Origin of the sequence: Meinhardsimonia xiamenensis (genome assembly GCF_900102905.1) — a bacterium.
Lineage (GTDB): Bacteria > Pseudomonadota > Alphaproteobacteria > Rhodobacterales > Rhodobacteraceae > Meinhardsimonia > Meinhardsimonia xiamenensis.
Genome location: NZ_FNFV01000005.1, coordinates 160,435 through 183,120 on the forward strand (window position 1 = coordinate 160,435; position 22,686 = coordinate 183,120).

Genomic DNA, 22,686 nt, shown 5'->3' on the forward strand with positions numbered 1-22,686 from the left:
GATATACTTGACAGTCACATGAACCCCAGTTCCAGCCGCGCGGCATCGGACATCATGTCCATGCCCCAAGGCGGGTCCCAGGTCAGCTCCACATCGACCTGTTTCACGCCCGGCACCGCGTTGACGGCCTCGGCGACCCAGCCGGGCATGTCTCCCGCCACAGGACAGCCGGGCGCGGTGAGCGTCATGATGATGCGCACGGCATTCTCCTCGTCGATCTCGATGGTGTAGATCAGCCCCAGATCGAAGATGTTCACCGGAATTTCCGGATCATAGACCGTCCGGCAGGCCTCGGCCACCGCCTCGTAGAGGGGATGGTCGGTGCTCGAGGGTGCGATGAGCGGTGTGCCTTCCAGTCGCTCCGGCGTCTCTGCGGTCATGCTGGCCTCTCTGGCAAATCCCGAGCGGAGATATAGGGATTTGGGGGGGCGAGGTCCAGCATCGCGGGCGCGGGCGGTGCCGGAGCGGCTCGCTGCCGGGGCATTCGGTTTGACAAAGCGTCGCGAGGGCGCAAATGGGGCGGCATGTCTGGCTTTCGCTTCACCATTCACGCCACCGACGGCAAGGCGCGCACGGGTCTCATCGAGACCCCGCGCGGCGAGATCCGCACGCCCGCCTTCATGCCGGTGGGCACGGCCGGCACCGTGAAGGCGATGCTGCCGGAGAACGTGCGCGCCACCGGGGCCGACATCATTCTCGGCAACACCTACCATCTGATGCTGCGCCCGGGCGCGGAGCGTATCGCCCGGCTTGGGGGCTTGCACCGCTTCATGAACTGGCCGCGCCCGATCCTCACCGACTCGGGCGGGTTTCAGGTGATGAGCCTGGCCGAGCTGCGCCGGATCGACGAGCGCGGCGTGACCTTCCAGAGCCACATCGACGGTGCGCGTCACGAGCTCACGCCCGAGCGGTCGATGGAAATCCAGCGGCTTCTGGGTTCCGACATCGTGATGGCCTTCGACGAGTGCCCCGCGCTGCCGGCGGACCGGGCGCGCATCGAGGAGTCGATGCGCCTGTCCATGCGCTGGGCGGCGCGCTCGCGCGAGGCCTTCGGCGAGCGGCCGGGACATGCGCTGTTCGGCATCCAGCAGGGCGGGCTCGAGCGCGACCTGCGCGCCGAATCGGCCGAGGCGCTGAAGGCGATCGGCTTTGACGGCTATGCCATCGGCGGGCTGGCGGTGGGCGAGGGGCAGGCGGCGATGTTCGAGGTGCTCGACTATGCGCCCGACATGCTGCCCGCGGACCGGCCGCGCTACCTGATGGGCGTCGGCAAGCCCGACGACATCGTCGGTGCGGTCGTGCGCGGGGTGGACATGATGGATTGCGTGCTGCCCACCCGCTCGGGGCGGACGGGGCAGGCCTTCACCCGGCGCGGCGTGGTCAACATCCGCAACGCCCGTCACCGCGACGACCCGCGCCCCCTTGACGAAGCCTGCGCGTGCCCGGCCTGCCGCAGCTACTCGCGCGCCTATCTGCACCATGTGGTGCGGGCGGGCGAGATCATCGGCGCGATGCTGATGACCTGGCACAACCTGCAATACTATCAGGATCTGATGGCGGGCCTGCGCGAGGCCATCGCCGGTGGTCGGCTCGATGCTTTCGTGGCGGAATTCGAGGCGCTCAGGGCCGAGGGCGACATCGAGCCGCTCTGAGGGACCGCCGGCGGGCGTGTTGGCCTGGCGCCTCCGGCCGGCGTCCAGTCTCCCGATTGCATCTCGTGGGCGCATGCTACATGCATGTGCGGTGCTATCCAGAGGAGAGGGAGGCACGATGAAGGCGCAGGTGGCGGGCCGTGAGCCGATTGCCGTGGATGTGATCGAGGGCAGGAGCTACTTCTGGTGTGCCTGCGGGCGGTCGAAGAGGCAGCCCTTCTGCGACGGCAGCCACAAGGGCACCGGGTTCGAGCCCCTCGAATGGACGGCCGACCGTTCGGGCAGAAAGTTCTTCTGCGCCTGCAAGCAGACCGCCACACCGCCCTTCTGCGACGGCAGCCACAGGAAGCTGGCCGACTGATCCGCCGGCCGGCCGGCCCCGGCTAGCCGGCCGCGCCGCTCCGCGGGCCGGCGGTGGAATCGTCGTCCTCAGCCTCGAGAAAGCGCACCTTGCCGATGTAGGGCAGGTTGCGGTTGGCCTGGGCGAAGTCGATCCCGTAGCCGACAACGAATTCGTCGGGGATCTCGAAGCCCGTCCATGTGGCGCGGATGTCCACCTCGCGCCGCGAGGGCTTGTCGAGCAGCGCAATGGTTTCCAGCCGCCGGGGCCCGCGCGAGCGCAGCAGGTTCAGGACGTGGTGGAGGGTGAATCCCGTGTCCACGATGTCCTCCACCACCAGCACGTCGCGCCCGCCGATCTCGGAGGAGAGATCCTTCAGAATCCGCACTTCGCGGCTCGATTCCATCGCGTTGCCATAGGAGGAGGCCTCGAGGAAATCGACCTCCACGTTCATGTCGGCAAGCTCTCGCACGAGGTCGGCGATGAAGACGAAGGAGCCGCGCAGGAGGCCCACCACGATCAGCCGGTCGGTGCCGGCGAAATGGGCGCGGATCTCGCCGGCGAGCGCCTCCACCCGCGCGGCGATTTCCTTGGCCGAGATCATCCGGTCGATCACATAAGGCCGCATGCGGCTCCCTTTCCCTTGCATTCCGCGTCCGAGTTATCGAAATGAACGGACATTGTCACCCGCCCGCAGCGCGAAGAGGCCATGCCCCGACACGCCGAGACCCGCACCGTCCCCTGGAGCGCCGATGAGATGTTCGCGCTGGTGGCCGATGTCGCGCGCTACCCCGAGTTCCTGCCCTGGACGGCAGCGGCGCGCATCCGCTCGCGGCGCAAGGAGGGGGCGGTGGAGGTGATGGAGGCCGATCTCGTCATCTCCTTCAAGGTCTTTCGCGAGCGTTTCGGCAGCCGTGTGACGCTCAGGCCCGAGGAAGGCGTGATCGAGACGGAATATCTCGACGGCCCCTTCCGCTACCTGAGGTCGGAGTGGCGCTTTCGCGATCTGCCCGAGGGCGGCTCAGAGGTGAGCTTCTTCGTCGATTTCGAATTCCGCAACGCGATCCTGCAGAAGGTGATCGGCGTGGTGTTCAACGAGGCCATGCAGCGCGTGGTCGCGGCCTTCGAGCGGCGGGCGACCGAGCTCTATGGTCCGGGCCGCGCGGCGGCGGGCATGAGCTGAGGGCGGGCGATGGCCAGCGGCGTCACCGGGAGTCTCGCGCGCTTTGCGCTGACGCCGCTCGACACCTCGGCCGATGCGGCGCGGGCGATGCTGCGCCTGTCGCTTCTCGACTGGGCGGCGGTGGCGATTGCCGGGGCGGGCGAGCCGGTGGCGGGGATCGTGCGCGCGGCCGCGCTGGAGGAGGGCGGGCGCGCCGAGGCCACGGTGATCGGCACGGGCGTGCGGCTGCCCGCCCGCGCGGCCGCGCTCGTCAATGGCACGACGAGCCACGCGCTCGACTATGACGACACCCATTTCGCCCATATCGGCCATCCGTCGGTGGCGGTGATCCCGGCCGCGCTCGCCATGGCCGAGCGGGTCGGGGCAGGGGGCGCGGCGTTTCTCGAAGCGGCTCTTGTCGGGGTGGAGGCATCCATCCGCGTGGGTGTCTGGCTCGGGCGGTCGCACTATCAGGCCGGGTTTCACCAGACGGCGACGGCGGGCAGCTTCGGCGCGGTGCTCGCCGCGGCGCGGCTCGCGGGGCTCGACCGGGAAAGGATCGTTCACGCGCTCGGCCTCGCGGCCACGCGCGCCTCGGGGCTCAAGGCGCAGTTCGGCACCATGGGCAAGCCCTTCAACGCCGGCATCGCCGCGGCCAACGGGGTGGAGGCGGTGCTTCTCGCCGCGCGCGGCATGACCTCGCGCCCCGAGGCGCTCGACGGGCCTCAGGGTCTTGCCGCCACCCACCACGGCGAGGCCAACGACGCGGCTTTCGCCGGGCTCGGAGAGGAATGGCTGACGCTTGGCATCAGCCACAAGTTTCACGCCTGCTGCCACGGCACCCATGCCGCGCTCGAGGCCTTGCGGGAGGCGCGCGCGCAGGGCGCCGGGGACGCGGTTGAGGCGGTGGAAATCGTGATCCACCCGCGCTGGCTCAACGTCTGCAACATCGCCGCGCCGGAAACCGGGCTCGAGGCCAAGTTTTCCTATCGGCTCACGGCGGCCATGGCGCTTGCCGGGCGCTCGACGGCGGCGCTCGAGAGCTTCTCCGATTCCGCCTGCGCCGACCCCGCGCTTGTCGCGTTGCGCGAGCGGGTGCGCGTGACGGCCGAGGAGGCGGTGCCCGAGACGGCCGCGCGCGTGCGCCTGCGCTTCGCCTCGGGCGAGGTTCGGGAGGCGTTTCACGACCTCTCCGAGCCGCGCACTCCGGCGGAGCTCCGGCCGCGCATCGCCGGCAAGGTGCTGGCGCTTTTGGGGGCGGAGCGGGCCGCGCGGCTTGTCGCAGCCGTCCCGGAGGGCGGTGCGGCGGATCTGCCCGCGCTTGCCGCCTGTCTCGCGGAAGCGTGAGCGCGCCGGCGCGTGGGTGCCGCCATCCCGCCTTGCCGCGCGCGCCCCGGCGGCCTAGTGTCTCGGCCAAGGCAGCCCCGGCAGGGCTGGCAGGCAAAATCCCTGAAAGGACATCAAATGGCCGAGATCGCCGATCCCGAGAACACCATTGTCATGGAGCTGAAGACCGGCCGGGTGGTCATTGAGCTTCTGCCCAATGTCGCTCCGCGGCACGCCGAGCGGATGAAGGAGCTCGCCCGTGCCGGCAAATACGACAATGTCATCTTTCATCGGGTGATCGAGGGCTTCATGGCCCAGTCCGGCGATGTCGAACACGGCAACGCGGAGCAGAACTTCAATCTGCGGCGCGCGGGCACCGGCGGTTCGGATCTGCCCGACCTGCCGGCGGAGTTCTCGCAGATCCCGCATGACCGTGGCACGCTCGGCGCGGCGCGCACCGCCGACCCCAACAGCGCCAACTCGCAGTTCTTCATCAATTTCGCCGACAACCATTTTCTCAACGGCCAGTACACCGTCTATGGCCGGGTGATCGAGGGGATGGAGCATGTCGATGCCATCGCCCGCGGGGAGCCGCCGGTGAACCCCGACCGGATCATCTCCATGCGCGTGGCCGCCGATCTCGATGGATAGGCGGCGGCTTCTTCTCATGGCGGGCGCGGCGCTTCTGGTCGCGCTTGCCGCGCTTGGCTGGCGTGCGGTCAATCGCACCGAGCCAAACCCGCCACCCGCGCCTGCGACGACAGAGCAGCCGGCTGCCGCGATTCCGGCCGAGGGGCCCCGGCTCGTCATCGAGGTGGATGGCGAGGCAAAGGGCACGGTGGTGATCGCCCTTGCCGCGGACGTTGCCCCCAACCATGCCGAGCGGCTCTGCACGCTGGCCGAGGCCGGCGCCTATGACGGGGTGGTGTTTCACCGCGTGATCGACGGGTTCATGGCGCAGACCGGCGATGTCGCCTTCGGCCGGGAGGGCGGGGATCTTTCGCGTGCCGGAACCGGCGGGTCCGACCTGCCGGATCTCGCGGCGGAGTTCTCGTCGATTCCCTTCGAGCGGGGTGTGGTGGGCATGGCGCGCGCGCGTCATCCCGACAGCGCCAATTCGCAGTTCTTCGTCATGTTCGCGCCGGGGCCGCATCTGAACGGTCAGTACACGGTGGTCGGCCGCGTGATCGAGGGAATGGAGGTTGTGGACGCGATCAAGCGCGGCGAGGGGCGCAATGGCAAGGTGTTCGGCAGGCCGGACGTGATGCGACAGGTTCGCTGCCTGCGCTGAGGCACGTGCGATGCTGAGGGCACGGGCGATCAGGATCGCGTGAGCGGCCCTGTCGCGCTGCGCGCGGCTCTGGCACACTGCCCGCAGATGCGGGAGGAGCGAGCCATGCGCCATTTCACCCTTGCCGCGGCGCTCTGGGCCGGGCTTGCCGCCGCCGCCGCGGCCAACCCCGATTTCTGGAAACACGAGTGGCCGAAGACCGATTTCAGCCGCACGAGCGTGACAAGCTGGACCGAGATCATGTCGGGCGGCCCGCCGAAGGACGGCATCCCGGCGATCACCGGCCCGGCCTTCATTCCCGTCTCCGAGGAGACGCGCCTTGACGACCGCGAGCCGGTGATGGCGCTGGAGCTTCCGGGCGAGACGCCGCGGGCCTATCCGGTCCGCTATCTCATCTGGCACGAAATCGTCAACGATGAGGTCGGCGGCGTGCCGGTGGCCGTCACCTACTGCCCCTTGTGCAACTCCGCGCTCGTCTTCGACCGGCGGGTCGACGGCGAGGTGCTCGAGTTCGGGGTGACGGGCAAGCTGAGAAACTCCGACATGATCATGTATGACCGCCAGACCGAAAGCTGGTGGCAGCAGGCGCTGGGGCTCGGCATCGTCGGGGTGATGACGGGAAAGGAGCTTGCGGTCATCCCCTCATGGATGGAGAGCTGGGCGGAGTTCCGGGCCCGCAACGCGGAAGGGCTGGTGATGGACGCGCCGCCCTGGCCGCGCAACTACGGGCGCAACCCCTATGTGGGCTATGACAGCTCGTTCCGCCCGTTCCTCTACAACGGCGAGATGCCGCCACACGGCATTCCGGCGCTGATGCGGGTGGTGCGGGTCGGAAACCGCGCCTGGACGCTGGAGCGCATCGCGCGCGCGGGCGAGATTCGCGAGGCTGGCGTGGTGATCAGCTGGCGGCCGGGGCAGGCCTCGCCGCTCGACCAGCCGGCGATCGGGCAGGGGCGGGACGTGGGCACGATTCGGGTGCGCGACGAAGCGGGGCGCGATCTGCCCCATGATCTGATGTTCGCCTTCGCCTTTCACGCCTTCTTCCCCGAGGGCGAGTGGATGCTCGGGGAGTGAGCGCAGTGGCGGGGCCGCGCCGCCGCCCCGTGCCTGCGGCGCGGGTATTTTCACCAGGGTGATGAGAGGTGCCCGCGCGCGAGCGCCCCCTCGGTTGTGCCTGTGGCACGGTTGCCGTCCTCGGAAAAGAGGGAGATTGGAGCGGGTGAAGGGAATCGAACCCTCGTCGTCAGCTTGGGAAGCTGCTGCTCTACCATTGAGCTACACCCGCAGCGCCGACGGAGATATGCCGCGAAGACGCGGCCATTTCAAGCCTTCATCGCTGACGAGGGGGCGCTTCGAGGCGCCGCCCGCGCGGCCGTGCCGGCGATGGTGCCCGCCTCCTCCGCGTCGGTGTGGAGGCCGCGCCTATGATATCGCAGCGTCACCTCCGCCCGGGGTGCGAGGCGCGCTTGCTGCGGGTGCGTTTCGTGATAACGTCCTCGCCTGACCAGTCGGTCAGGAACGCCTCGGCATGTGCGCCCGCAGGTCGCGTGGCACGGGGCAGGAAAGAGGACATGTCAGGGAGACCTCCATGCCCGCCGGGGCGCAACCGATACTGGATGTGAAGGGGCTTCGAACCGTCTTTGCCACGCGGCAGGGCGAGGTGCATGCCGTCAATTCGGTGAGCTTCGATCTCTATCCCGGCGAGCTTCTGGGCGTGGTGGGCGAATCAGGCTCGGGCAAGTCGGTGACGATGATGTCGCTCATCGGCCTTCTTCCCTCGCCGCCCGCGGAGGTGCGTGAAGGACAGGTCCTGTTCGAGGGCATCGACCTTCTGAAGGCCGACGCCGAGACGCTCAGGCGCATCCGCGGGGCGCGGATCGGCTTCGTGTTCCAGGATCCGATGACCTCGCTCAACCCCGTCTTCACCGTGGGCTTTCAGCTCATGGAGCCCCTGCGCAAGCACATGGGGATGACGAAGGCGCAGGCGCGCGCGCGGGCGCGCGAGCTTCTGGAGCTGGTGGGAATCCCCGATGCGGGCCGGCGGCTCGATGACTATCCTCACCAGTTCTCGGGCGGCATGCGCCAGCGGGTGATGATTGCCATTGCGCTCGCCTGCGACCCGAAGGTGCTGATTGCTGACGAGCCCACCACCGCGCTTGACGTGACCATTCAGGCGCAGATCCTCGAACTCATCAAGGAGCTGCGCCAGAAGCTCGGCATGGCGATCATCTGGATCACCCATGACCTTGGCGTGGTTGCCGAGATCGCCGACCGGGTGATCGTGATGTATGGCGGCCAGATCGTGGAACAGGCGCCGGTGGAGGCGCTGTTCGAGGATCCCCGCCACCCCTACACCCGCGCGCACTTGCAGACGGTGCCGCATGTGCGTGGCCCGCGCGCGCCCCGCCTGCGCGTGATCGAGGGCCAGCCGCCGATCCTCGGCGCGCCGCCCACCGCCTGCCCGTTCCGCTTCCGCTGCCGCCACCGTTTCGAGCGCTGCGACCGCGAGAACCCGACCCGCCGCGAGGTTGCGCCGGGACATGACGCGGCCTGTTTCTGGTCCCCCGAGGAGGAGAGAACCGCGCCCGTCGCCGCGGCCGGAGGTGCGCATGCTTGACACGGCAGCGTCGCCCGCGCCCGAGGCTTCCGCAGGTGCGGCCCGCCCGCTTGTCGAGGTGCGGGGGCTGAAGATGTATTTCCCGATCCACACCGGGCTTCTGCGCAGGCACACGGGCGACGTGAAGGCCGTCGATGATGTCTCCTTCGACATCCTCGAGGGCGAGACGCTGGGGCTCGTGGGGGAGTCGGGCTGCGGCAAGTCCACCTGCGGGCGGGCGGTGCTGCGGCTCTATGACATCACCGCCGGTTCGATCCGGCTTGAGGGCCGCGAGATCGGGCAGCTGAGCCAGGAGGCGCTGCGCCCCCTGCGCCCGCGCATGCAGATGGTCTTTCAGGATCCGCAGGCGAGCCTCAACCCGCGCATGACCGTGGCCTCGATCATCGGCGAGCCGCTTGTCGAGCACACGTCGATGAGCCGGGCCGAGCGGCTCGAGCGGATCTGGGAGCTGATGGACGCGGTCGGGCTCAACCGCGACTTCGCCAACCGCTACCCGCACGAGTTCTCCGGCGGTCAGCGTCAGCGCATCGGCATTGCCCGGGCGCTCGCGCTGAACCCGAAGTTCATCGTCTGCGACGAGCCGATCGCCGCGCTTGACGTGTCGATCCAGGCGCAGGTGGTGAACCTTCTGGAGGATCTGCAGGAACAGCTCGGCCTTACCTATCTCTTCATCAGCCACGATCTGTCGATGGTCCGCCACATCGCCGACAGGGTCGCGGTGATGTATCTCGGCCGCATCGTCGAGCTCGCGCCGCGCGATGATCTGTACGCCGAGCCGCTCCACCCCTACGCGAAGGCGCTGCTTTCAGCCGTGCCCGAGCCCGACCCGAAGATCGCCCGCGCCGCCCGCCGCATCATTCTCAAGGGCGACGTGCCGAGCCCGGCGAACCCGCCCAAGGGCTGCAACTTCTCGACCCGCTGCCCGCGGGTGATGGAGATCTGCCGCCGGATCGACCCGGCGCTGACCGAGGTGGCACCCGGCCGACAGGTGGCCTGCCACCTCTACACCGACGCAAGCGAGAGCGCGGAGGAAACCGCGCCGGAACGAGGCGAGAGCAACGACACACGGCAACAAGGAGAGGAAGAATGACCGTGAGACGTACGCTGTTTGGTGCCGCGGCGCTGCTGGCGCTGGCACCAATGGCCTTTGCGGCAGGCGAGCGCGGCCGCGACGGCGAAGTGAGAATCATCTACTGGCAGGCGCCCTCGATCCTGAACCCGTTCCTCTCGGGCGGCACGAAGGATGTCGAGGCGGCCTCGATGATCATCGAGCCGCTGGCCCGCTATGACGAGAATGGCAACCTCGTGCCCTGGCTGGTCGAGGAGATCCCGACGGTCGCCAACGGGGGCGTCAGCGCCGACCTCCGGCAGATCACCTGGAAGATCAAGCCGGGCATCGTCTGGTCGGACGGCACGCCCTTCACCTCGGCGGACGTGAAGTTCACCTGGGAATACTGCTCGCATCCCGAAGGCGGCTGCGCGCAGCTCACCAAGTTCGAAGGCGTCACGTCAGTCGAGACGCCCGACGATCTGACCGTGATCGTCAACTTCGACAAACCGATGCCGAATCCCTACGGGCCCTTTGTCGGCGGCGAGAGCCCGATCATCCAGAAGGCGCAGTTCGAGAACTGTGTCGGCGCCCGCGCGCCCGAGTGCACCGACGCCAACTTCGCCCCGATCGGCACCGGCCCGTTCAAGGTGGTCGAATTCCGCCCGAATGACGTGATCCGCATGGTTGCCAACGAGAACTACCGCGAGGAGGGCAAGCCCGCCTTCGCCACGGTTCTCTTCAAGGGCGGCGGCGACGCCACGGCCGCGGGCCGCGCGGTGATGGAGACCGGCGAGTTCGACTACGCCTGGAACCTGCAGCTCGCGCCCGACGTGATCGCCGAGATGGAGAAGGGCGGCAAGGGCAAGCCCATTGCCGGTTTCGGCCCGCTCGTCGAGCGGATCATGCTCAACAACACCAACCCGGATCCCTCGCTGCCGCCCGAGCTGCGCTCGGTGTCGATCATCGAGAACTACGAGCAGAAGAACCCGCATCCCTTCCTGCGCGACCCGGCCGTCTACAAGGCGATGTCGATGGCCATCGATCGCCCGCTTCTGGTGGAGATCGGCTATGGCCAGGCGGGCAAGGTGACCTGCAACTGGGTGCCGGCGCCCGAGATCTACAACTCGCACACCTTCGACGCCACCTGCGGCGTGCAGGACATCGCCGGCGCCAACAAGCTGCTCGATGACGCCGGCATCGTCGACACCGACGGCGACGGCATCCGCGAGAAGAACGGCGTGCCGCTGAAGATCCTCTACCAGACCTCCACGAACGCCGTGCGCCAGGACTTCCAGGCGCTCATCAAGCAGTGGTGGAGCGAGATCGGCATCGAGACCGAGCTGCGCAACATCAACGCCAGCGTCTTCTTCGGCGGCGATCCGGGCAGCCCGGACACCTTCCAGAAGTTCTATGCCGACGTGCAGATGTACGCCAACACCTTCAACGGCACCGACCCGCAGGCGTATCTGGCCAACGGCCTGTGCGACAAGGCGCCGCGTCCCGAGACGCAGTGGCAGGGCGAGAACATCTCGCGCTTCTGCATGAAGGAGTATGACGAGCTGTGGAAAAAGCTCTCCGAGACCGCCGACATCGAGGAGCGGGCCGCGATTGCGCGTCAGCTCAATGACATGGCGGTGGAGAACGGCATGATGATCCCGCTCGTGCACCGGGGCCGGCTGTCGGCGCACTCCAACACGCTGGGCGGCGTCAAGCTCAATGTCTGGGACAGCGAGCTGTGGAACGTGGCCGACTGGTATCGCATCAAGTGATCGGCTGAATCTGCAACCGGCGCGGGGCGGGCATTCCGCCCCGCGCTCCCCCGAGAGGGCTGAACCGAGGCGTCCATGCTGAACTACACGATACGTCGGCTGATCCTTGCGGTGCCGACGCTTCTGTTCATCGCTCTGACGATCTTCCTTCTCCTGGAGCTCGCCCCCGGCGATCCGGTGGCGCACATGCCGCTGACCATCCCGCCGGAGGTGCGCGAGCTGATGCGCAAGGCGCTGGGGCTCGGCGAGCCGGTGCACATCCGCTTCTGGAAGTGGCTGGTGCAGTTCTTCTGGGTCGAGCCGCAGGTCTTCATCGACTGGCTGACGACGAAGAGCGCCATTGCCGGCATCCTGCCCGACACGCAGTTCTACGTCTCCTGCGCGGGCGGCGATCTGGCCACCTGCGACGCGCGCATCCTGTCATGGCAGTTCCGCTCGCCGGTGATGGACATCGTCCTGCAGCGCCTGCCGCAGACGCTGTGGGTGGTGGGCACGGCCTATCTCGTGGCCATCGTCATCGCCATTCCCGTGGGTGTCTATTCCGCCTACCGGCAATATTCCTGGTTCGACAACGCCGGCACCTTCATCACCATGGTGGGCTTCTCGGTGCCGCCCTTCTTCTCGGGCGTGCTGGTGATCGTGATCTTCTCGGTGCAGCTCGGCTGGTTTCCCTCGATCTACGACACCACTCACCGCGTGACCGACTGGGACAGCTTCGTCTTCCAGCTCAGGCAGATGGTGATGCCGGTGATGGTGCTCGCACTGCAGATCACCTCGCAGATCAGCCGCTTCATGCGCGCGAGCATGCTCGACAACCTCAATCAGGACTATGTGCGCACCGCCCGCGCCAAGGGCATGACCGAGCCCACGGTTGTGCTCGTGCATGTGCTGCGCAACTCGATGATCCCGGTCGTCACCGTGATCGCGCTCGGCATTCCCTCGATCTTCGGCGGCGCGATCATCACCGAGCAGGTGTTCAAGGTGAACGGAATCGGCGAGATGCTGATCAAGGCCATCGAGGCCAACGACATCCCCACCGTGCAGACGCTGACCTTCATCTTTGCGGTGCTGATCGTCGTCTTCAACCTCATCGCCGATCTGCTCTACGGCATTCTCGACCCGAGGATCCGCTATGACTGAACCTGCCGCTCCCTCCGCAGAGACGCTCGCTCCGGAGCTCGCCACTCGCCCGCCGCGCAGCCAGTGGCGCGACGTGTGGGACCAGTTCAAGAAGCACCGCGGCGCGCTCGTTGGCGCGGTCATCTTCGTCTCCATCTTCGCCGCCGTCTTCGTCGGCCCGCTGTTCTACCCCCATGATGCGCAATATGTGCCCACGGGGCGCGACTTCATCCGGCTGCGCGACATGCGGCCGGTCTATGTTCTCTTGTGGGATCCCGGCGCGAAGGCGGACTGGTCACACCCGCTCGGCACCGACAATATCGGCCGCGACGCGCTTGCGCGGATGATGATGGGCGGGCAGGTCTCGCTCACCGTCGGCCTGGCCGCCATGGCCCTCTCGCTTCTCCTCGGCACCTTCATCGGCGTGCTCGCAGGCTATTTCCGGCGTCTCGACGGCCCGCTGATGCGCCTGACCGACCTCTTCCTCGCCCTGCCGCTCCTGCCGCTGCTCCTCGTGGCGGTGCTGCTCTTCCGCGAGCCGCTGAAGGCCGCCTTCGGGGTGGAGGGCGGCATCTTCGTGCTGATCGTCACGCTCGTCGGCATCACCTCATGGATGCAGACCGCCCGCATCGTGCGCGGCGACGTGCTGGCGCTGAAGGAGCGCGAATTCGTGCTGGCGGCCCGCTCGATCGGCACGCCGAGCCGGCGCATCGTGCTCCGCCACATCCTGCCCAACGTCCTCTCGCCGATCATGGTCTCGGCCACGCTCGGCATCGCCACGGCGATCATCACCGAATCGGCGCTCTCCTTCCTCGGCTTCGGCTTTCCGCCCGACTTCCCCACCTGGGGGCGGCTTCTGAACGACAGCGTCGACCGCATGACCCTCTATCCCGAGCGCGTGCTCTGGCCCGGCCTTGCCATCTCCATCACCGTGCTTGCGGTGAACTACATCGGTGACGGGTTGCGCGACGCGCTCGACCCGCGCATCCGCGGCCGCTGAAGGCGGCTCCGCTGTTCATCATCCTGGGTGAAAATACCCCGGGGGGAGCGCGCAGCGCGGGGGGCAGCGCCCCCCTTGCCGCTATTCGACATGCTTGCGGATGCGCCGGATCAGCGCCCAGACCGCCAGCACCACCGGCGGCGTCAGCCCCGCCGCAAGCCAGCCCTTGTCGATGCCGATCTCCTTGGCCAGCGGCGTGGCGAGATAGACGGCGAGGTTGAGCGCATAGTAGCTGATCGCCACCACCGAAAGCCCCTCCACCGTCTTCTGAAGCCGCAGCTGCAGATCGGCGCGCCGGTCCATGCTGGCCAGAAGTTTCTGGTTCTGCGCCGAGCGCTCCACATCGACGCGGGTGCGCAGAAGCTCGCCCGCCCGCGCCGCCCGCTCGGCCATGGTTGCGAGCTGCCGCTCGGCCGACTTCACCGTGCGCATGGCCGGGTCGAAACGGCGCATCATGAACTCGCGCAGAAGCTGGCGGCCCTCGAAGCGCTCCTCGCGCAGCACCTCGATGCGGTCGTGCACGATCGCCTCATAGGCGGCGGTGGCGCCGAAGCGGAAGCTCGACTTGGCGAGCAGCGTCTCGAGCTCCGAGGAGATCTCGAGCAGAGCGGCAAGAAGCGCCTCCGCCTCTTCGCCGCGCGCCGACATGCCGTCGACAAGCTGCGAGAGCCGCGCCTCGAGGTCGGCGATCCGGGCGGACATGCCGCGCACCCGGAAGAGCCCGAGCATGGCCATGGCCTTGTAGGTCTCGATCTCCGCCAGCCGCTGCACGATGCGCCCCACCCGCCGCGGTCCGGTACCGGGCTCGACGAAGACGGCAAAGCGTATGTGCCCGGCCGAATCGATGCGAAAGTCGCTCGCCACCACCGCGGTGCCCTCCACGACCCGCGCGGCGGCGAGGCTTTCGGGCACGAACCACTCTCTCAGCCGCTTGCTGATCTCGGCCGTCCCACCCTCGGGCACGGGCTCGACGCGGATCAGCGCCGAGGTCAGGCGGGGGGCCGGCAGGGCGGCGAGCCAGTCCTCGGGAAACACGCCGAAGGCGGCCGGGTCGAAGGGCCGCGCCTCCACCCCGTCGGCGAAGATGGTGTAGGTGACGAACTCGGTGTGGCTTTCCCATTTCAGCCGCACCCGTCCGAGATCGACGAAATGGTGATTTGCCTCGGGGGGCGGGTGATCGGCGCCGAAGCGGTCGAGGAGCGCGATCAGATGCGCCCGGTCAAGGGCGCGGTCGCGCTGGGCGGCCCCCTGCGGCGGCTTGATCGCCAGAAGCGCGGCGTGACAGGGCGCCGTCAGCGCCGGAAACGGGCGCGCGTGCAGCTCGTTGGCGATCCTGTAGCGGAGCGGATGGTCCTTGATGACACTCATGCCGGGCGCGTCCCTTCACTGTCCCGGCGCGAGGCTAGCGCGAGGCACGGCGGCATTGAAGCGGGCGGTGCGTCGGGAAGGGGACATTGCCGTCGCTTGCGGGCAAATGCCGCAGGCGGGCGCGCGTTATTCAGCAGATCAGGCAAGGGAAGGGGAGGGACGGATGCACATCGGTTTCATCGGGCTTGGCAATGTCGGGGGAAAGCTCGCGGGTTCGCTGTTGAGAAACGGGCTCGAGCTCACGGTGTGCGATCTCGACCGGCGCGCGGCGGCGCCCTTCCTCGAGCGGGGCGCGCATTGGGGCGAGAGCCCCGCGGAGATGGCCGAGGCCTGCGACATGGTCATCACCTGCCTGCCTTCGCCTGCGGCATGCGCGGAGGTGATGGAGGGGGAGGAGGGGCTCATCCAGGGCCTCGGCCCCGGCAGGATCTGGGCGGAGATGTCGACGACGGACGCGCGCGAGGTGCAGCGGATGGCGGCGCTTGTGGCAGAGAAGGGCGCGGAGGCGATCGACTGCCCCGTCTCGGGCGGCTGCCACCGGGCCGCGACGGGCAACATCTCGATCTTCGCGGGCTGCGCGCGGGAGACATTCGAGCGCGCGCTGCCCGTCCTCAAGGTGCTCGGCCGGCGCATCCTGCACACCGGGCCCGTAGGCACGGCATCGGTGCTGAAGGTGATGACGAACTATCTGGCCACCGCCAATCTGGTCACCTTGTGCGAGGCGATGACGACGATGGCCGCGGCCGGCATCGATCTCGCGACGACCTACGAGGCCATCCGCATCTCCTCGGGCAACAGCTTCGTGCATGAGACCGAGAGCCAGCTCATCCTGAACGGCTCGCGCGACGTGAACTTCACCATGGATCTGGTGCTCAAGGACATCGGCCTGTTCCAGGCGCTTGCCGAGGAGAGAGGCGTGCCGCTTGTCATCTCGCCGCTCCTGGTGGAGATGTTCCGCGAGGCGGTGGCCGCGTGGGGGCCGCGCGCCCAGTCGGACACCATCATCCGCCGCTATGAGGAGGCCACAGGGCTTGACGTGCGCGCGCCCGGCTTTCCGGCCGAGCTTGTCGATGACGAGCCGGAGGAGCCGGGGCAGGAGGTGCTGCCGCGCGGGCGCGGCTGAGCCACGGATCGCGTGGCGCGGGCTTGCGCCCGCGTGCCTCCGGCGGGGGTATTTGCACCAGGATGATCATGAGGGGCGGGTCTTGTGGCCGCCTGTGGGGCGGCTTATGTCACGGGCTCCGGCCGGGAGAGAATGATGCGCAGGAGCCGCCGCGGGGAAGCGGGCCCCGTTGATTTCGATCGGGCGCAAAGCTGGCGGACCATCCGCCGGGTCGCGCCCTACATATGGCCGCGGGGTGCGGCATGGGTGAAGGTGCGGGTGGTGGTGGCGCTCGGCCTGCTTCTGCTTGCCAAGATCATCGCCGTGATCACGCCCTTCTTCTACAAGGCGGCGGTCGATGCGCTGAGCCCGGCCGAACCCTCGCCGGCCTGGACGCTGGGCGCGGGTGCGGTGGGGCTGACCGTGGCCTATGGCATGGCGCGCGTTCTGAGCACCGGCTTTCAGCAGCTCCGCGATGCGGTGTTCGCGCGCGTCGCGCAGCGGGCGCTTCGGGCGATTGCGCTTGAGACCTTCCGGCACATTCACGCGCTCTCGCTGCGCTATCACATCACCCGGCGCACCGGCAGCCTCTCGCGCGTGATCGAGCGCGGGGTGAAGGGGGTGGAGTTTCTCCTGCGCTTTCTCGTCTTCTCGATGGGGCCGTTGGTGCTGGAACTCGTTCTGGTGGCGGCGGTGCTCGCCACGGTGTTCGACCTGCGCTATCTCGCGGTCGTCTCGGTGACCATCGCGGCCTATGTGCTCTTCACCTTCCGCGTTACCGAGTGGCGGGTGAAGATCCGCCGCGAGATGAACGAGCAGGACGCGGAGGCCAACCAGAAGGCCATCGACAGCCTGCTGAACTTCGAGACGGTGAAGTATTTCGGCGCCGAGGAGCGCGAGGCGGCGCGCTATGACGCCTCGATGGCGGGCTACGAGAAGGCGGCGCTGAAGACCACCTATTCGCTCGCCTTCCTCAACTTCGGCCAGGCCTTCCTGATCACCGCGGGGCTCGTGGGCGTGATGGTGATGGCGGCAATCGGCGTACAGGCCGGGCAGCTGACCGTGGGCGATTTCGTCATGGTCAACGCCTACATGATCCAGATCACCATGCCGCTCAACTTCCTTGGCACGGTCTACCGCGAGATCCGCCAGTCGCTGGTGGACATGGGCGAGATGTTCGACCTGCTCGAGCAGCCGCCCGAGGTGACGGACCGGCCCAACGCGAAGCCCCTGCAGGTGACCGAGGGGCGGGTGGAGTTCGACCGCGTGGTCTTCGGCTACGAGCCCGATCGGCCGATCCTGAAGGGCGTGACGATCATCGTGGAGGGCGGCCACACGGTGGCCATCGTCGGCCCCTCGGGCTCGGGCAAGTCCACCATCGGGCGGCTTCTGTTCCGCTTCTATGATGTCAATGATGGCGCCATCCGCATCGACGGGCAGGACATCCGCGACGTGACGCTCGAGAGCCTGCATGCCGCCATCGGCGTGGTGCCGCAGGATACCGTGCTGTTCAACGACACGATCTATTACAACATTGCCTATGGCCGGCCCGACGCCAGCCGCGAGGAGGTGGAGGCGGCCGCACGTGCGGCCAAGATCCACGATTTCATCATGTCGTTGCCGCAGGGCTATGACACGGTGGTCGGCGAGCGGGGGCTGAAGCTTTCGGGCGGTGAGAAGCAGCGTGTGGGGATCGCGCGGACGATCCTGAAGAACCCGCCCATTCTGCTGCTCGACGAGGCGACGAGCGCGCTCGACACCGAGACCGAGCGCGAGATTCAGGCCGAGCTCGAGGCGATGGGGCGGGGGCGCACGGTGATCATGATCGCGCACCGGCTGTCGACCGTGGTGCGGGCCGACCGCATCGTGGTGCTGGAGGAGGGCCGGGTGGTGGAGGAGGGCCGCCACGAGGAGCTTCTCGCCCGCGGCGGGCGTTATGCCTCGATGTGGCAGCGGCAGGCGGCCGAGCAGGAGGCGGCCTGAGGCCGCGCATCAGGGCGTGAGGATCAGCCGCCCGCCGCTGATCTCGATCTTCGAGAAGCGCTGCAGGTAGCTCATGCCGAGGAGCGAGCCGGGCATCTCGCCCTCGCTCACCCGCACCCAGACATTGCGGTGCGTCACCGGGCCGAGCGTGAACTCGCGCACCCGCGCGCGCGCGGTGCGCACCGTGCCGTTGGCGGTGGAGGCGATGCCGGTGAAGGCAAGCCGGCTCGTGTCGATGCCGGCGCGGGCGGCATCCTCGAGGGTGAGCACGATTGCCGTGGCGCCGGTGTCGATGACGAACTCGATCGGAGCGCCGTCGACAAGCGCGGTCACATAGTAATGCCCGTCGCGGGCGCGCGGCACCTCGATTCGGGTTCCGTCCGTCCAGATCGCCTGGCGGGGCATGATCTCCTGCCGGATGTCCGACCACAGCCCGTAGGAGGCGATGGCGCCGATGAAGATCAGCGCCCAGAGCGCGGCGTTGCGCGCCAGCGTGCCGAGGCGGCGGCGATTGGCAACGATCAGGCTGCCGCCGATGGCCGCGAGCAGGAGACCCAGATAGAGGAGATAGGCGGTGTCGTAGCTGGTCATGTGCCCTTCACATAGGGTGCGCGCGCCGCCTGCGCCAGTGCCGGGCGCCTCAGCCGGGAAGAAGCCCCGCGCCGCGGAGTCCGTCGAGCACGAACTGCACCGACAGCGCGGCCAGCAGCATGCCCAGAAGCCGGGTGACGACATTGATGCCCACCGGGCCGAGGGCGCGCTCGATCAGCCCGGCGGCAAGGAACATCACCAGCACTGCCGCGAGCACGCTCAGCATGACGAGGTGAATGGCAACGATGCCCTGCCAGCCCAGATCGGGCCGACCGGCCAGGAGGATCATGGTGGCGATGGCGCCGGGACCGGCGATGAGGGGCGTGGCGAGGGGAAAGACGGAAGGGTCTTCGTGCGGATGTGCCTCGTCGGCCTCGCGCGCCTGGTCGGCCCGGCGCTTGCCGCGGCGCTCGAAGAGCATGTCGAGCGCGGTCAGAAAGAGAAGCAGGCCGCCGGCGATGCGGAAGGCGGGCATGGTGATGCCGAGAAATCCGAGAACATGCTCGCCGAAAAGCCCGAAGAGGATGAGAAGCCCGGCCGCGATGGAGACCGCGCGCAGCGCCACCGCCCGCCGCGCCGCCGCGCCCATGCCGCCTGTGAGCGCGACAAAGAGCGGTGCAAGCCCGATCGGGTCGATGACCACGAAGAGCGCCACGAAAGCGGTGACGAGAAAACCCGTCTCGATCATCGGACCTCCCTCTCCATCTCCGCCTCCTCGAGCTTCTCGAGGGCCGCGAGCCACAGCGCTTCAGCCCGCGCCATCGCCTCCTCAACCTCGGCAAACTTGCGCTGAAGGCGCGCGATCTCCTCTGGGGGGCCTTCGTAAAGCGCCGGATCGGCAAGCCGCGTGGACAGTTTCTCGCGCATCTCGGTGAGCTTTTCCACCCGTTCCTCGGCGCGGCGCGCCTCGGCCCTCAGCGCCATGATTTCCGCGCGCGCGCTCTCGCGGGCGCTGCGGCGCGCCTGACGGGCCAGGGTCGCCTGCGCCTTGGGCGTTGCCTCGCCGTCGGCTTCGGCCAGCAGCAGCCTGCGGTAGGCCTCGAGATCGTCCTCGAAAGGCGCCACCCGCCCGCCGCGCACGAGCCAGAGCCTCTCGGCCACCAGCGAGAGCAGATGCATGTCGTGGCTGACGAGCACCACCGCGCCGCCGTAGGCGTTGAGCGCCTCCACCAACGCCTCGCGGCTTTCGATGTCGAGGTGGTTGGTGGGCTCGTCGAGGATCAACAGATGCGGGGCATCGAGCGTGGCGACGAGGAGCGACAGGCGCGCCTTCTGCCCGCCCGAGAGCTCGCTGACAGGCAGCTCCGCCTGCCCGGCGAAAAGCCCGAAGCCGGCAAGCCGGGCTCTGAGCCGCGCCGGCGGCTCGGCCGGGCGCAGCCGCGCAAGGTGCTGAAGCGGGGTTTCGTCCTCTCGCAGCTCCTCGATCTGATGCTGGGCGAAATAGCCCACCTTGAGCCCGCGGGCGCGGCGGATCGTGCCGGCCATGGGCGCAAGCCGGCCGGCGAGAAGCTTGGCCAGCGTCGACTTGCCCTCGCCGTTGCGCCCCAGAAGCGCGATGCGGTCGTCGGGGTCGATGCGCAACGTCAGTCCCTTGAGGACTGCCCGGCCGTCGTAACCTGCCGCGACGCCTTCCAGTGCGAGGATCGGCGGGGAGAGCTTGCCGGGCTCGGGGAAGGTGAAGACGCGCCGGCCGGCCTCGGCGGGGGGCGTGACCGGCTCCATCTTCGCCAGCATCTTCAGCCGCGCCTGCGCCTGTCGCGCCTTGGTCGCCTTGGCGCGGAAGCGGTCGACGAAGGATTGCAGATGCGCCCGCCGCTCGGCCTGCTTCTTCGCCTCGGCCGCCTGCGCCTCGCGGCGGGCGGCGCGGGCGCGGACAAAGGCGTCATAGCCGCCCTGGTAGAGGGTGAGACGGCAGCTCTCCAGATGCAGGATGGCGCCGACCGCCCGGTTGAGCAGATCGCGGTCGTGGGAGATGAGCAGCACCGTGTGCGGATAGCGCTGCAGGAAGCCCTCGAGCCACAGCGTGCCCTCGAGATCGAGATAGTTGGTCGGCTCGTCGAGCAGCAGAAGATCGGGGGCGGAAAAGAGCACCGCCGCGAGCGCCACGCGCATGCGCCAGCCGCCGGAGAAGTCCGAACAGGGCCGCGCCTGCGCGTCCTCGTCGAAGCCGAGCCCCTTGAGGATGCGTGCGGCCCGTGCCTCGGCCGACCACGCGTCGATCTCGGCCAAGCGGGTCTGCACCTCGGCGATGCGCGTGGGGTCGGTGGCGGTCTCGGCCTCGGCCAGAAGGCGCGCGCGCTCGGTGTCGGCGTCGAGCACCGTCTGAAGCAGCGTGCGCGGGCCGGAGGGCGCCTCCTGATCCACGCCGCCGATGCGGGCGCGGGGCGGCAGGCGGATCTCGCCCCCCTCGAGCGGCAGCTCGCCCCGGATCAGCCGGAGGAGCGTGGTCTTTCCCGCGCCGTTCTCGCCCACGAGCCCCACCTTGTGCCCGGTGGGAATGGTGGCGGAGGCGTGATCGAAAAGCTTCCGTCCGCCGATGGAAAAGGAGATGTCGTCGATCACCAGCATTGCGGCGGCTTGCCCGAGGGCAGGGGAGCTGTCAACGCCTCGCGCGCGGGCGCGGGCGGCTTTTCAAGCGCGCCCGCCCGTGCTAGGGGGCGCGCGCCCATTCAAGCGGCCCCCGGCCGCCATGACCCTGAAACCCGACAATCAGCGAGGCATTCACATGGCCATCGAACGCACCCTTTCCATCATCAAGCCCGACGCCACCCGGCGCAACCTCACCGGCGCCATCAACGCCAAGTTCGAGGCGGCGGGCCTGCGCATCGTGGCGCAAAAGCGCATCCGCCTGACCAAGGAGCAGGCCGGCCGCTTCTACGCCGTGCACAAGGAGCGCCCCTTCTATGACGAGCTGTGCGAGTTCATGGCCTCGGGCCCGGTGGTCGTGCAGGTGCTCGAAGGCGAGAACGCGATCGCGAAGAACCGCGAGGTGATGGGCGCGACCGACCCCGCCGAGGCCGCCGAAGGCACCATCCGCAAGGAATTCGCGCTCTCGAAGGGCGAGAACTCGGTGCACGGCTCGGACGCGCCCGAGACGGCGGCGCAGGAGATCGCCTTCTTCTTCTCCGAGCTCGAGATCGTCGGCTGAAGTGCCGGCTGGGGCGCCTCAGCGCCCGATCCTGACGCCGATCTCGTCAAGGGCCCGGGCCAGCGTGCTCGGGCCCTTTTCCTTCGCCTCGGCCACCAGCGCGTCGAAGTGCGCCCTGAGCCAGGCCTTTTCCTCGCCCCGGCAGTCGTTCCACGGCCGGCCCTGAAGCCCCATGACAAGCGCGCAATAGCCGATGAAATGCGGCCGCGTGCCGGCCTCGAGAAGCCGCGCATAGGCGGCATCGGCGCCGAGCGCGCGCAAGGTCTCGGCATCGGCAATGCCCGCCTCGGCCAGGGCCGCGGCGGTGGCCGGGCCGATGTTGCGGATGTCGGTGAGCGGCGTGGCTGCCATCGGTCCTTCTCCGCCCGGCCCCCGGCTCACGGCGCTCCGGCCGGGTCCGGCGCGCGGCCGAACCAGACATGCCACACCCGCCCCCTGCCGGGCAATGGCGCCTCGCCCACGCCGATCGCTCCCCAGTCGCTCTCGCCCCAGATGCCGGTGTTCTCGATCACCGCGCGGTGGGCGGGCGAGGCAAGCCAGAGCGCAAGCGCCTCCTCGGCCCGCGCAGGCCCCAGCGCGCTGATCTCGTAGCCGCTCGCGCAATATCCGCTGCGCAGCCGCCGCGGCGCCTCCCACATGCCGGCGGCATTGGCATGGTCGGGGGTGTAATCCATGTCCGACCAGCTGTGCAGGTTCGTCCCCGGCCGGAAGCCGCCATGCGCGCCGATGATGTTGTAGGCGGTGTCGCCCGCATGCCGGCCTGCCACCGCCGTGAGGCTCTTCGAGAGCGGGATCTCGCCAAGTCCGAGGCTTCTGCGATGCGCGGTGATCAGCGCATGGAGCCGCTGCTCGCGCGGCGAGAGCGAATCCTCGGAGGTATCCCGCATGAAGTCGAAGGGCAGGGCGGCATGGTCGATGCGCCGCAGGCGCGCCGTGAGGGTGGCGCAGTTGCGCGGGGCGGTCGGCGTGGTGGCGGCAGTCGAGCGCTGCGCGGCCCGATGGGCGGTGGAAGGCTCGATGCGCGAGGCCGTCGAAATGTAGCGGTTGTGGCCGCAGGCAGTGAGCACCAGAAGGCTCAGGATGATCGGGCCCGATATGAGAAGGCGCCACATGTGCTGGAAACTCGCTCGTTGACTGCCTGTCGTCTGCGCGTCGCACTAGCAGACG

23 protein-coding genes and 1 tRNA gene are annotated in these 22,686 nt (G+C 68.6%); 15 read left to right on the forward strand and 9 right to left on the reverse strand.

The genetic code is table 11. From position 1 onward, the window contains the following. Positions 1-14: 14 nt before the first annotated feature. Positions 15-380 (reverse strand): SUF system Fe-S cluster assembly protein, encoded by a 366-nt coding sequence (locus tag BLQ14_RS11680; protein WP_092500739.1) that lies wholly within the window; start codon positions 378-380, stop codon positions 15-17. A gap of 144 nt (positions 381-524) precedes the next feature. Between BLQ14_RS11680 and tgt the strand changes: the two genes are divergently transcribed. Further along, positions 525-1,652 carry a tRNA guanosine(34) transglycosylase Tgt gene (gene tgt, locus BLQ14_RS11685; RefSeq protein WP_092500740.1) on the forward strand — a complete coding sequence of 376 codons (1,128 nt, stop codon included), beginning with the start codon at positions 525-527 and terminating at the stop codon, positions 1,650-1,652. Between the two features lie 118 nt (positions 1,653-1,770). Beyond that, the gene (locus tag BLQ14_RS11690) at positions 1,771-2,013 is read left to right on the forward strand and encodes a CDGSH iron-sulfur domain-containing protein (protein WP_092500741.1); all 243 of its coding nucleotides are present in this window, start codon (positions 1,771-1,773) and stop codon (positions 2,011-2,013) included. Positions 2,014-2,035: 22 nt separating this feature from the next. Here BLQ14_RS11690 and hpt read toward each other — a convergent pair whose 3' ends face one another. After that, positions 2,036-2,620 carry a hypoxanthine phosphoribosyltransferase gene (gene hpt, locus BLQ14_RS11695; protein WP_092500742.1) on the reverse strand — a complete coding sequence of 195 codons (585 nt, stop codon included), beginning with the start codon at positions 2,618-2,620 and terminating at the stop codon, positions 2,036-2,038. Between the two features lie 81 nt (positions 2,621-2,701). Here hpt and BLQ14_RS11700 point away from each other — a divergent pair, with 81 nt between their 5' ends. The 5 genes from BLQ14_RS11700 (at position 2,702) to BLQ14_RS11720 (ending at position 6,845) form a co-directional block, all read left to right on the forward strand. Beyond that, on the forward strand, positions 2,702-3,175 hold the full coding sequence (locus BLQ14_RS11700) for a type II toxin-antitoxin system RatA family toxin (RefSeq protein ID WP_092500743.1): 474 nt from the start codon (positions 2,702-2,704) through the stop codon (positions 3,173-3,175). A gap of 9 nt (positions 3,176-3,184) precedes the next feature. Next, complete coding sequence (locus BLQ14_RS11705) at positions 3,185-4,501, forward strand: MmgE/PrpD family protein (RefSeq protein ID WP_092500744.1); 1,317 nt, start codon at positions 3,185-3,187, stop codon at positions 4,499-4,501. A gap of 117 nt (positions 4,502-4,618) precedes the next feature. Beyond that, positions 4,619-5,131 (forward strand): peptidylprolyl isomerase, encoded by a 513-nt coding sequence (locus BLQ14_RS11710; RefSeq protein WP_092500745.1) that lies wholly within the window; start codon positions 4,619-4,621, stop codon positions 5,129-5,131. After that, a complete protein-coding gene (locus tag BLQ14_RS11715; protein ID WP_092500746.1) occupies positions 5,124-5,771 on the forward strand; it encodes a peptidylprolyl isomerase in 648 nt (215 codons plus the stop codon). The genes BLQ14_RS11710 and BLQ14_RS11715 overlap by 8 nt, the downstream gene beginning before the upstream one ends. Positions 5,772-5,876: 105 nt before the next feature. Continuing rightward, the gene (locus tag BLQ14_RS11720; RefSeq protein ID WP_092500747.1) at positions 5,877-6,845 is read left to right on the forward strand and encodes a DUF3179 domain-containing protein; all 969 of its coding nucleotides are present in this window, start codon (positions 5,877-5,879) and stop codon (positions 6,843-6,845) included. 137 nt (positions 6,846-6,982) lie between these two features. Here the strand turns inward: BLQ14_RS11720 and BLQ14_RS11725 are convergent. Continuing rightward, a tRNA-Gly gene (locus BLQ14_RS11725) sits at positions 6,983-7,056 on the reverse strand. A 303-nt stretch (positions 7,057-7,359) separates the two neighbouring features. Here BLQ14_RS11725 and BLQ14_RS11730 point away from each other — a divergent pair. From BLQ14_RS11730 to BLQ14_RS11750, 5 genes are all read left to right on the forward strand, one after another. Further along, positions 7,360-8,388: an ABC transporter ATP-binding protein gene (locus BLQ14_RS11730; protein ID WP_092500748.1), complete on the forward strand. Its 1,029-nt coding sequence runs from the start codon at positions 7,360-7,362 to the stop codon at positions 8,386-8,388. Continuing rightward, positions 8,381-9,478 carry an ABC transporter ATP-binding protein gene (locus BLQ14_RS11735; RefSeq protein ID WP_092500749.1) on the forward strand — a complete coding sequence of 366 codons (1,098 nt, stop codon included), beginning with the start codon at positions 8,381-8,383 and terminating at the stop codon, positions 9,476-9,478. Before BLQ14_RS11730 ends, BLQ14_RS11735 begins: the two co-directional genes overlap by 8 nt. Beyond that, the gene (locus tag BLQ14_RS11740; protein ID WP_092500750.1) at positions 9,475-11,208 is read left to right on the forward strand and encodes a peptide ABC transporter substrate-binding protein; all 1,734 of its coding nucleotides are present in this window, start codon (positions 9,475-9,477) and stop codon (positions 11,206-11,208) included. Before BLQ14_RS11735 ends, BLQ14_RS11740 begins: the two co-directional genes overlap by 4 nt. A 75-nt stretch (positions 11,209-11,283) precedes the next feature. Continuing rightward, a complete protein-coding gene (locus tag BLQ14_RS11745; protein ID WP_092500751.1) occupies positions 11,284-12,348 on the forward strand; it encodes an ABC transporter permease in 1,065 nt (354 codons plus the stop codon). Then, positions 12,341-13,327 (forward strand): ABC transporter permease, encoded by a 987-nt coding sequence (locus tag BLQ14_RS11750; RefSeq protein WP_092500752.1) that lies wholly within the window; start codon positions 12,341-12,343, stop codon positions 13,325-13,327. Before BLQ14_RS11745 ends, BLQ14_RS11750 begins: the two co-directional genes overlap by 8 nt. An 81-nt stretch (positions 13,328-13,408) precedes the next feature. On the opposite strand, the gene BLQ14_RS11755 is transcribed toward BLQ14_RS11750, so the two are convergent. Continuing rightward, positions 13,409-14,695 carry a DUF3422 family protein gene (locus tag BLQ14_RS11755; RefSeq protein ID WP_092500753.1) on the reverse strand — a complete coding sequence of 429 codons (1,287 nt, stop codon included), beginning with the start codon at positions 14,693-14,695 and terminating at the stop codon, positions 13,409-13,411. Between the two features lie 163 nt (positions 14,696-14,858). Here BLQ14_RS11755 and BLQ14_RS11760 point away from each other — a divergent pair, with 163 nt between their 5' ends. After that, complete coding sequence (locus BLQ14_RS11760) at positions 14,859-15,818, forward strand: NAD(P)-dependent oxidoreductase (protein ID WP_092500754.1); 960 nt, start codon at positions 14,859-14,861, stop codon at positions 15,816-15,818. A gap of 135 nt (positions 15,819-15,953) precedes the next feature. Then, a complete protein-coding gene (locus BLQ14_RS11765) occupies positions 15,954-17,780 on the forward strand; it encodes an ABCB family ABC transporter ATP-binding protein/permease (RefSeq protein WP_092500755.1) in 1,827 nt (608 codons plus the stop codon). Between the two features lie 9 nt (positions 17,781-17,789). Here BLQ14_RS11765 and BLQ14_RS11770 read toward each other — a convergent pair whose 3' ends face one another. Genes BLQ14_RS11770 through BLQ14_RS11780 form a run of 3 tightly spaced genes read right to left on the reverse strand, consistent with a single transcriptional unit; the run spans position 17,790 to position 20,939 of the window. Next, complete coding sequence (locus tag BLQ14_RS11770) at positions 17,790-18,371, reverse strand: retropepsin-like aspartic protease family protein (RefSeq protein WP_092500756.1); 582 nt, start codon at positions 18,369-18,371, stop codon at positions 17,790-17,792. Between the two features lie 49 nt (positions 18,372-18,420). After that, positions 18,421-19,059: a MarC family protein gene (locus BLQ14_RS11775; RefSeq protein WP_092500757.1), complete on the reverse strand. Its 639-nt coding sequence runs from the start codon at positions 19,057-19,059 to the stop codon at positions 18,421-18,423. Next, positions 19,056-20,939 (reverse strand): ABC-F family ATP-binding cassette domain-containing protein, encoded by a 1,884-nt coding sequence (locus tag BLQ14_RS11780; RefSeq protein WP_092500758.1) that lies wholly within the window; start codon positions 20,937-20,939, stop codon positions 19,056-19,058. Before BLQ14_RS11780 ends, BLQ14_RS11775 begins: the two co-directional genes overlap by 4 nt. Positions 20,940-21,096: 157 nt before the next feature. Between BLQ14_RS11780 and ndk the strand changes: the two genes are divergently transcribed. After that, complete coding sequence (ndk, locus tag BLQ14_RS11785; protein ID WP_092500759.1) at positions 21,097-21,519, forward strand: nucleoside-diphosphate kinase; 423 nt, start codon at positions 21,097-21,099, stop codon at positions 21,517-21,519. Positions 21,520-21,537: 18 nt separating this feature from the next. Here ndk and BLQ14_RS11790 read toward each other — a convergent pair whose 3' ends face one another. After that, complete coding sequence (locus tag BLQ14_RS11790; RefSeq protein WP_092500760.1) at positions 21,538-21,870, reverse strand: TfoX/Sxy family DNA transformation protein; 333 nt, start codon at positions 21,868-21,870, stop codon at positions 21,538-21,540. Between the two features lie 26 nt (positions 21,871-21,896). Further along, positions 21,897-22,631: a CAP domain-containing protein gene (locus tag BLQ14_RS11795; RefSeq protein WP_092500761.1), complete on the reverse strand. Its 735-nt coding sequence runs from the start codon at positions 22,629-22,631 to the stop codon at positions 21,897-21,899. Positions 22,632-22,686 lie beyond the last annotated feature (55 nt).

Bases quoted from the DNA above. Each gene is read 5' to 3' on its own strand.
- BLQ14_RS11680 (WP_092500739.1), bottom strand. From the start codon at position 380: ATGACCGCAGAGACGCCGGAGCGACTGGAAGGCACACCGCTCATCGCA.
- BLQ14_RS11745 (WP_092500751.1), top strand. From the start codon at position 11,284: ATGCTGAACTACACGATACGTCGGCTGATCCTTGCGGTGCCGACGCTT.
- tgt (WP_092500740.1), top strand. From the start codon at position 525: ATGTCTGGCTTTCGCTTCACCATTCACGCCACCGACGGCAAGGCGCGC.
- BLQ14_RS11735 (WP_092500749.1), top strand. From the start codon at position 8,381: ATGCTTGACACGGCAGCGTCGCCCGCGCCCGAGGCTTCCGCAGGTGCG.
- BLQ14_RS11770 (WP_092500756.1), bottom strand. From the start codon at position 18,371: ATGACCAGCTACGACACCGCCTATCTCCTCTATCTGGGTCTCCTGCTC.
- BLQ14_RS11720 (WP_092500747.1), top strand. From the start codon at position 5,877: ATGCGCCATTTCACCCTTGCCGCGGCGCTCTGGGCCGGGCTTGCCGCC.
- BLQ14_RS11760 (WP_092500754.1), top strand. From the start codon at position 14,859: ATGCACATCGGTTTCATCGGGCTTGGCAATGTCGGGGGAAAGCTCGCG.
- BLQ14_RS11755 (WP_092500753.1), bottom strand. From the start codon at position 14,695: ATGAGTGTCATCAAGGACCATCCGCTCCGCTACAGGATCGCCAACGAG.
- hpt (WP_092500742.1), bottom strand. From the start codon at position 2,620: ATGCGGCCTTATGTGATCGACCGGATGATCTCGGCCAAGGAAATCGCC.
- BLQ14_RS11765 (WP_092500755.1), top strand. From the start codon at position 15,954: ATGCGCAGGAGCCGCCGCGGGGAAGCGGGCCCCGTTGATTTCGATCGG.
- BLQ14_RS11775 (WP_092500757.1), bottom strand. From the start codon at position 19,059: ATGATCGAGACGGGTTTTCTCGTCACCGCTTTCGTGGCGCTCTTCGTG.
- BLQ14_RS11700 (WP_092500743.1), top strand. From the start codon at position 2,702: ATGCCCCGACACGCCGAGACCCGCACCGTCCCCTGGAGCGCCGATGAG.
- BLQ14_RS11750 (WP_092500752.1), top strand. From the start codon at position 12,341: ATGACTGAACCTGCCGCTCCCTCCGCAGAGACGCTCGCTCCGGAGCTC.
- BLQ14_RS11780 (WP_092500758.1), bottom strand. From the start codon at position 20,939: ATGCTGGTGATCGACGACATCTCCTTTTCCATCGGCGGACGGAAGCTT.
- BLQ14_RS11690 (WP_092500741.1), top strand. From the start codon at position 1,771: ATGAAGGCGCAGGTGGCGGGCCGTGAGCCGATTGCCGTGGATGTGATC.
- BLQ14_RS11705 (WP_092500744.1), top strand. From the start codon at position 3,185: ATGGCCAGCGGCGTCACCGGGAGTCTCGCGCGCTTTGCGCTGACGCCG.
- BLQ14_RS11730 (WP_092500748.1), top strand. From the start codon at position 7,360: ATGCCCGCCGGGGCGCAACCGATACTGGATGTGAAGGGGCTTCGAACC.
- BLQ14_RS11790 (WP_092500760.1), bottom strand. From the start codon at position 21,870: ATGGCAGCCACGCCGCTCACCGACATCCGCAACATCGGCCCGGCCACC.
- BLQ14_RS11715 (WP_092500746.1), top strand. From the start codon at position 5,124: ATGGATAGGCGGCGGCTTCTTCTCATGGCGGGCGCGGCGCTTCTGGTC.
- BLQ14_RS11795 (WP_092500761.1), bottom strand. From the start codon at position 22,631: ATGTGGCGCCTTCTCATATCGGGCCCGATCATCCTGAGCCTTCTGGTG.
- BLQ14_RS11740 (WP_092500750.1), top strand. From the start codon at position 9,475: ATGACCGTGAGACGTACGCTGTTTGGTGCCGCGGCGCTGCTGGCGCTG.
- BLQ14_RS11710 (WP_092500745.1), top strand. From the start codon at position 4,619: ATGGCCGAGATCGCCGATCCCGAGAACACCATTGTCATGGAGCTGAAG.
- ndk (WP_092500759.1), top strand. From the start codon at position 21,097: ATGGCCATCGAACGCACCCTTTCCATCATCAAGCCCGACGCCACCCGG.